The organism is Paucibacter sp. XJ19-41 (assembly GCF_028462495.1).
GTDB lineage: Bacteria > Pseudomonadota > Gammaproteobacteria > Burkholderiales > Burkholderiaceae_C > Roseateles_E.
This window is the reverse complement of record NZ_JAQOWX010000067.1, coordinates 24,064-31,132: the sequence shown is the minus strand read 5'-3', so window position 1 is coordinate 31,132 and position 7,069 is coordinate 24,064. Positions and strand designations below refer to the sequence as shown.

The following is a 7,069-nucleotide window of genomic DNA, read 5'->3' as shown; positions in this document are numbered from 1 at the left end:
GCTGGCGCGCAGCACGCGCGCCGCGCAGGCGCCCGAGCTGCTGGCCACGCTGGAGAGCGGGCCTTTCTACAGCCGCTCGCTGCTGCGCGACCCGCTGGACGGCGGCCTGGCCGTGCATGAAAGCCTGTCGCTGCAACGCTTTCGCCAGCCCTGGGTTCAGGCGCTGCTGCCCTTCCGAATGCCGCGTCGGGCAACGGGGGTCGGGTCATGACAGCCCGGCGCGTCTTAATGCTGGGTGCCACCGGCACCATCGGCCAGGCCACGGTGCGCGCGCTGCTGCGGCGCGGCCACGAGGTGGTCTGCTTCGTGCGACCGCGCGCCGGCGTCGGTGGCCGGATGAGTGCGCCGGACATCGAGCGGCTGCTGGCCGGCGCCACGGTCCGCTTCGGCGACGTCGGCTCGCCCGCCTCGCTGGCCGACGAGGGTTTTCGCGGCGAGCGCTTCGACGCCCTGGTCTCCTGCCTGGCCTCTCGCACCGGCGCACCACACGACGCCTGGGCTATCGACCATCAGGCCCATCTGCACGCGCTGGCAGCGGCGCAACAAGCGGGCGTCACTCAGATGGTGCTGCTGTCGGCGATCTGCGTGCAAAAACCGCTGCTCGCCTTCCAGCAGGCCAAGCTGGCCTTCGAACAGGCGCTGATCGCATCGGGGCTGAGTTACAGCATCGTGCGGCCCACCGCCTTCTTCAAATCGCTGTCGGGCCAGATCGAGCGGGTGCGCCGAGGCAAGCCTTTTCTGGTCTTCGGCGACGGCCGTCTGAACGCCTGCAAGCCGATCAGCGACACCGACCTGGCCGACTATCTCGCCGACTGCCTGGACGGCCCCGCGCGCCGCAACCGCATCCTGCCGATCAGCGGCCCCGGCCCTGCCCTGACGCCACGCCAGCAGGGCGAGCTGCTGTTCGCGGCGCTGGGCCGCGAGCCACGCTTCAAGCAGGTGCCGGTCGCGCTGCTCGACACCATCATCGCCGTGCTCGCCGGCCTGGGCCGGGTGCTGCCGTCACTGGCCGTCAAGGCCGAGCTGGCCCGCATCGGCCGCTACTACGCGACGGAGTCCATGCTGGCGCTGGACCCGGCCAGCGGCCGCTATGACGCCGCAGCCACACCCTCGACCGGGCGGCAGACGCTGGGGGGCTTTTACGCCGAGCTGGCCCAAGGCTCGGCCGCGCTGCCGGAGCGCGGGGATCATGCGGTGTTCTGAAGNACGCCGCAGCCACACCCTCGACCGGGCGGCAGACGCTGGGGGGCTTTTACGCCGAGCTGGCCCAAGGCTCGGCCGCGCTGCCGGAGCGCGGGGATCATGCGGTGTTCTGAAGCAGCGCAAGCCAACAACGCATGCCCAAGCTCAATGGATCAGCGCTTGCGCCTGCTGCAGCAGCATCGGTCGGCCCAGGTGATAGCCCTGCGCACTGCTGATGCCCAGTCCTCGGAGGGTGTCCAGCTCGGACGAGGTCTCGACGCCCTCGGCGACGATGCTGCAGCCGGTCTCGAGCGCAAATCCGCGCAGCGCCGCCGCCAGCGCGCGTCGCGAGTGATCGGTGTCGATGGCGCGCGTGATGCTGATGTCGAGCTTCACGATATGGGGGTGCAGATTCAGAATGGGTCGGACGCCGGCGTAGCCGGCGCCGGCCTCGTCGATGGCGACGCGCAGGCCCTGCGCCTGCAGAGGCCTCATCACGGCGGCGATATCCTCGTAGCGCTCGACGGTCTGGTGCTCCGTGACCTCGACCACGATTCTGTCCAGCGGCAGTCCTTTCAGCATGCCGGCGACATCGCCTTTGACAATCATCTCGGGAGAGGCGTTGACGGCGACATACACCTCAGGGGGCAGTTGCGGCAAGGCGCCCAGCGCGATGCGAATCGCCTGGGACTCCAGTTCCAGTTCGCGCTTGACCATCGCGGCTTCGGAAAACCAGACATCCGGCGACCGGTAGGGGTCCGAGGAGAAGCGCGCCAGCGACTCGAAGCCGATGGCACGATTCGTTTGCACATCGAAGATGGGTTGGTAGACCATCTGCAAGCCGCCGGACTCCAGCACCGTGTCGATGCGCTGATCCAGCACCTGGATGGCCTGGCGCGTCGACAGCTCCTCCTGGATCTGCTCGGCGACCATCTCGGCCAGGACACGCATCATCGCCAGATCACGCGCCGTCAGACTGCTGTCCGGCGTGTGGCTGAAACAGCAGAAGGTGCCATAGACCTGCCCATCGCCGAGCCGTATCGGCACGCTCAGATGCGCGCCGACCGGCAAGGCCCGCGTCACCGGCAGGCTCAGGGCCTCGGCGTTCAAGCAGGCGTCGGTCATCAGCTCGGGCAGCCGGCCATCGATGACGCGCTGGCAGTAGCTGTCTTCCAAGGGATCGGAATTGCCGACCTGCACCAGATCATTTCCCGGGCGCGCATCGACATGGCGAAAGACCCGGCGGCCCTCCACCATCTCCGAAATGAAGGCGACATCCATGTCCAGATGGGTGCGGATGGCGTGCAGCGCACGCGCCAGGGGTGGTTTTGCCGCGCCAGTCGATCCCCGAGAGGTGTCGCGCGCGAGTTCCGCAACGGCGGTAGCGAGTAGTGCTTTCAACTGCGGCCTCCTTAAAACTGCAGTCCTCCGCGTGTCGATGGGGACACCCGGTGTGCCCGGCTTTGCCGGTGCTACAGCCCTATGGTCGCACAAGCCCTCACTTCAAGGCCAGCTCGCTGACGATGCGCCCCAGGCTGCACAGCGCCGCTTCGAAACGGCTGTCGCCCGGATAGCCATGGTTGATGCGCAGATGGTGGCGGTAGCGCCGGTCGGCGGAGAACAGATGCCCGGGTGCGACACCGACGCCGCAGGCCATCGCGCGGCGATGCACCTCCAGCGCGTCCACGGCGGCCGGCAGCTCGACCCACAGAAAATAGCCGCCCTCGGGCCGGGTCACCCGGGTGCCGGCAGGGAACTCGCGCGCAATGACGCGCAGCGCCGAGGCCTGCTGGCGGCTGAGCGCATGCCGCAGGCTGCGCAGATGGCGGTCGAAGCTGTTTTGCTGCAGAAACTCCTGCAGCGCCAGCTGCGAGGGCAAGGAAACCGCCAGCGAGCTCATCAGCTTGTGCCGCCCCAGCGCGGTCGCGAAACGCCCGCCCGCCACCCAGCCCACCCGGTAGCCCGGTGCCAGCGATTTCGAGAAGGAGCTGCAGTGCATCACCCAGCCCTCGCGGTCCCAGGCCTTGGCCGGCGGCGGGCGGCGCGGGCCGTGGTGCAGCTCGCCATAGACATCGTCCTCGATCAGCGGGATGCGCCGCGCGCTCAGCATCTCGACCAGCCTGGCCTTGGCATCATCAGGCATGGTGCCGCCCATCGGGTTCTGGAAGGTCGGCATGAACCAGCAGGCCTTGACCGGATGCTGTGCCAGCACGCGCTGCAGCGAGTCCAGATCCACGCCGCTGCGCGGATGGGTCTCCACCTCCACCGCCCGCAGCCCGCGCCGCTCCAGGGCCTGCAGCGCGGCATAGAAGCACGGGGTCTCGATGGCCACCACATCGCCCGGCTGCGTGCTCACCTCCAGGCAGAGGTTCAACGCTTCCATCGCGCCATTGCTCACGACGATCTCGGACGGCGGCACATCGATGCCGGCCAGGCCATAGCGCAGCGAGATCTGGTGCCGCAGCTCGCCACTGCCCGGTGACATGTCCTCCACGGTGCGCCACGGATCCATGGCCCGCATCGCCCGCCCCATGCCGCGCGCCAACACCTCCAGCGGAAACAGGGTCGGCGACGGAAATGCCGACCCCAGCGGCACCAGCTCGCGCTGGCGCGCCTGGGCCAGCACCTGGAACACCAGAGCCGACACATCCACCGTCATGCTGTGACTCAGCGGTTCGCTGGCGGCGGGCTCCGGCTCGCCAAGGGTGGGCCGGCTCAGCACGTAATAGCCAGAACGCGCCCGCGCCTCGACCAGCCCCTGGGTTTCCAACAGGTAATAGGCCGAGAAAATCGTCGAGGCGCTGAGCCCCTGCTGCCCCCGGACCTCACGCACCGAGGGCAGGCGATCGCCGGGCTTCAGGCTGCCGCTGCGGATGCGCTGGGCAATGGACTCGGCATAGGCCTCGTAACGTTTCATCGGATTCCTGGGCGTGTCTGATACCGCGCAGATGCACAACTTTCGATGCACAACAGTTCGACCTCAGCTGTTGTGCAGAAATTTGTGCGTTTCACGGCGGGATGTAGAGCAAGCATCCGTGCCGACCCTGTACAAGAAAAAAGGCCTAAGTAATTGATTTACTTAGGCCTTTTGGATTTCTCCGGATCATCTGGGATGTCCCGAGATCGTTGAATGGTGGAGCCGGGGGGAATTGAACCCCCGTCCGCAAGCCATCACCGAGCAGTTCTACATGTGTAGCCGTCTGATTTGAATCTCGCGTTCAGGTCGCGCAGCGGCACGCTACCTTTCCCGCCAGTCACTAAATCTTGTTCCCTATCGAGTGACCCGACAAGAAACCAGCCGATGTGAATGACTTCTCAGCTTTCCGTCTTGCGACTTGAGCCCGGCCCATCGGCCTGCCGTTGAGAAGCTCAACTGCAATTAAGCAGCGAGTGCGAACGTAGAGTCGTTTGCAGTTACTTTGTTTCCAGTGGTTTTACGAGCGGACTGGTGCTCGACATGCCCTACTTCGGATCCGCACCCACGTCGAAACCGGGTCGGCCCCTAAGACTTGTAGTTTAAGGCAGAACCAGTTCTTTCAAGAGCTGGGCCGGCTCATTGATGACAATATCTGCGCCCCAGGCCTCGACGCCGGCCCCCTGCCCCAGATAGCCCCAGCCGGCAGCGACCGTGGCCATGCCGGCGGCGCGACCGGCCTGCACATCACGTTCGTCGTCGCCGATATAGACACACAGCTCGGGCGCGATGCCGAGGCGACGCGCCGCTTCCAGCAATGGGCCGGGATGCGGCTTGGCATGCGGCGTGGTGTCGCCGCCGATCACCGCGCCGGCCTGCTCGAACAGGCCCAGCGCCCGTGTCATCGGCAGCGCGAAGCGTTCGGCCTTGTTCGTCACGATGGCCCAGGGCATGGCCGCTGTGCTCAGCGCATGCAGCACCGGCTGCATCGCTTCAAACACAGCGGTCAGACGCAGCATGCGGCGCTCGTAGCGATCCAGAAAATCGGCGCGCAGCAGCTCGAAGTCTGCATGACCAGGACCAACGTCCAGAGCCCGCCCCAACATACCGCGCGCGCCCGAGCCCACCATCGGACGCAGCGCCTCATAGGGCAAGGGATCGAGGCCGCGCTCGATGCGCATCTCGTTGGCAGCACCCGCCAGATCGGGCGCGCTGTCGATCAGCGTGCCGTCGAGGTCAAAGAGCACGGCACGCACATGGGCCAGCGAAGCGGCCGAGTTCAGGACTGCACTCATATCAAGGGTTTGCGACAGGCCATCAGGTAATTGACATCGGTATCGGTGCCAAGGCTGTAGCGCTGGGTCAGCGGGTTGTAGCTCAGGCCCTTGCTGCTGTGCAGCTCGAGACCGGCATCACGACCGAATTGCGCCAGCTCCGAAGGCTTCAGGAAACGCGCGTACTCATGAGTGCCGGCAGGCAACATCTTCAGCACATACTCGGCGCCGACGATGGCCAGCATGAAGGATTTGAAGTTGCGGTTCAGGGTCGAGAAGAACAGCCAGCCCCCGGGTTTGGCCAGGTCGGCACAGGCCCGCACCACCGAGGCCGGATCGGGCACGTGCTCCAGCATTTCCATGCAGGTCACGGCGTCGAACGAAGCCGGCCGCTCGGCCGCCAGCGCCTCGACCGCGATCTCACGGTAATCGACGTTCTCGGTGCCCGCCTCCATCGCATGCAGCTGGGCCACTTTCAGCGGTTTGGTCGAGAGATCGATGCCAAGCACGCGCGCGCCCTTGCGTGCCATCGAATCGGTCAGGATCCCGCCGCCACAACCGACATCCAGCACATCGAGCCCGGCCAGCGGGCACAGGCCGTCGATCCACCCCAGGCGCAGCGGGTTGATCTGGTGCAAGGGCTTGAATTCGCTGTCGGGATCCCACCAGCGATGGGCCAGTTCGCCGAACTTGGCGAGCTCTTGAGGGTCGGCATTGATCATGGGCGGCAATGATAGGGCAATAAAAAACCCCGCCGAGCCGAGCTCCTGCGGGGTTGGTCGTCAAGCGGCCGAAGCCGCCGAGATCACTTCTTGTTGCGGGTACCGACGACTTCGATTTCCACGCGGCGGTTCTTGGCGCGGCCTTCGGCAGTCTTGTTGTCAGCAACAGGCTGCTTCTCGCCCTTGCCTTCGGTGTAGACGCGGTTCTTCTCGACGCCCTTGGAGACCAGATAGGCCTTCACGGCTTCGGAACGCGACACCGACAGCTTCTGGTTGTAGGCATCGGAGCCGACCGAGTCGGTGTGACCCACGGCAATGATGACTTCCAGATTGATGCCACCGGTCTTGGAGACCAGGTCATCCAGCTTGGCCTTGGCTTCGGACTTCAGCACCGACTTGTCGAAGTCGAAGAAGGCGTCAGCAGCGAAGGTCACCTTCTCGCTCACGGGAGCGGGCGGCACGACCGGTGCGGGCGGCTTCACAGCAGGAGCCGGCGGCGGAGCGACCGGCTTGGGCGGCTCAACCTTCGGTGCCGGCTTCAGGGCGCCGTCGCAATCCTTGGCGGCAGTCGCCGGGGTCCAATTGCTGTTGCGCCAGCAATATTCGTTGGTGCCGTTCTTCCAGACGGTACCGTCTGTTGCACGCCAGTTGTCGACGGTCTGAGCAAAAGCGCCAGACGAAGCAACAACAGCGACTGCGAAGAGCGACGCCACGCGATTCAATTTCTTCATGATTCTCCTCTCAAGGAAGGCCGCAGTTGCCCTGCGAAATTTTCCAAAGCTGGAACTAAACCTCAGGAAGATTCCCAGCATTCGGGTTTCTCCTAGGGACTCGTCGATTGTGCCATAGGGCACCCCGACGGTTTGCATTGTGGGGGCGCCCGCCGCACCACATCACGCCAATGTTGCGCAGCCACTACAGCGCCGCGCAATTAGAATTCGCGCTCCTGTCTCTATTGACGTTGGCCGCACCACGGG

General features: G+C 65.6%; 6 protein-coding genes, 1 other RNA gene and 1 pseudogene. 2 read left to right on the top strand and 6 right to left on the bottom strand.

The window, feature by feature from the left end; genetic code table 11:
• Positions 1–211, top strand: a pseudogene (locus PO768_RS17390) (hypothetical protein); the annotation flags it as partial.
• 17 nt (positions 212–228) lie between these two features.
• On the top strand, positions 229–1,203 hold the full coding sequence (locus PO768_RS17385) for an NAD(P)H-binding protein (RefSeq protein WP_272647056.1): 975 nt from the start codon (positions 229–231) through the stop codon (positions 1,201–1,203).
• Positions 1,204–1,347: 144 nt separating this feature from the next.
• On the opposite strand, the gene PO768_RS17380 is transcribed toward PO768_RS17385, so the two are convergent.
• The 6 genes from PO768_RS17380 to ompA all read right to left on the bottom strand — a co-directional run bounded on the left by PO768_RS17380 (position 1,348) and on the right by ompA (position 6,823).
• Positions 1,348–2,583, bottom strand: coding sequence for a sensor domain-containing phosphodiesterase (locus tag PO768_RS17380; protein WP_272647055.1), 1,236 nt, complete (start codon positions 2,581–2,583; stop codon positions 1,348–1,350).
• Between the two features lie 97 nt (positions 2,584–2,680).
• Positions 2,681–4,099 (bottom strand): aminotransferase-like domain-containing protein, encoded by a 1,419-nt coding sequence (locus PO768_RS17375; protein ID WP_272647054.1) that lies wholly within the window; start codon positions 4,097–4,099, stop codon positions 2,681–2,683.
• Between the two features lie 214 nt (positions 4,100–4,313).
• Positions 4,314–4,685: a transfer-messenger RNA gene (ssrA, locus tag PO768_RS17370) on the bottom strand.
• 13 nt (positions 4,686–4,698) lie between these two features.
• Positions 4,699–5,391 carry a phosphoglycolate phosphatase gene (gene gph / locus PO768_RS17365; RefSeq protein WP_272647053.1) on the bottom strand — a complete coding sequence of 231 codons (693 nt, stop codon included), beginning with the start codon at positions 5,389–5,391 and terminating at the stop codon, positions 4,699–4,701.
• On the bottom strand, positions 5,388–6,092 hold the full coding sequence (gene ubiG / locus PO768_RS17360) for a bifunctional 2-polyprenyl-6-hydroxyphenol methylase/3-demethylubiquinol 3-O-methyltransferase UbiG (RefSeq protein WP_171018090.1): 705 nt from the start codon (positions 6,090–6,092) through the stop codon (positions 5,388–5,390). The genes gph and ubiG overlap by 4 nt, the downstream gene beginning before the upstream one ends.
• Positions 6,093–6,175: 83 nt before the next feature.
• A complete protein-coding gene (gene ompA / locus PO768_RS17355; protein ID WP_272647052.1) occupies positions 6,176–6,823 on the bottom strand; it encodes an outer membrane protein OmpA in 648 nt (215 codons plus the stop codon).
• Between the last annotated feature and the right edge of the window lie 246 nt (positions 6,824–7,069).

Excerpts from the sequence above, each read along its gene's own strand:
- PO768_RS17385 (WP_272647056.1), top strand. The coding sequence starts at position 229 with ATGCTGGGTGCCACCGGCACCATCGGCCAGGCCACGGTGCGCGCGCTG.
- PO768_RS17375 (WP_272647054.1), bottom strand. The coding sequence starts at position 4,099 with ATGAAACGTTACGAGGCCTATGCCGAGTCCATTGCCCAGCGCATCCGC.
- gph (WP_272647053.1), bottom strand. The coding sequence starts at position 5,391 with ATGAGTGCAGTCCTGAACTCGGCCGCTTCGCTGGCCCATGTGCGTGCC.
- ubiG (WP_171018090.1), bottom strand. The coding sequence starts at position 6,092 with ATGATCAATGCCGACCCTCAAGAGCTCGCCAAGTTCGGCGAACTGGCC.
- ompA (WP_272647052.1), bottom strand. The coding sequence starts at position 6,823 with ATGAAGAAATTGAATCGCGTGGCGTCGCTCTTCGCAGTCGCTGTTGTT.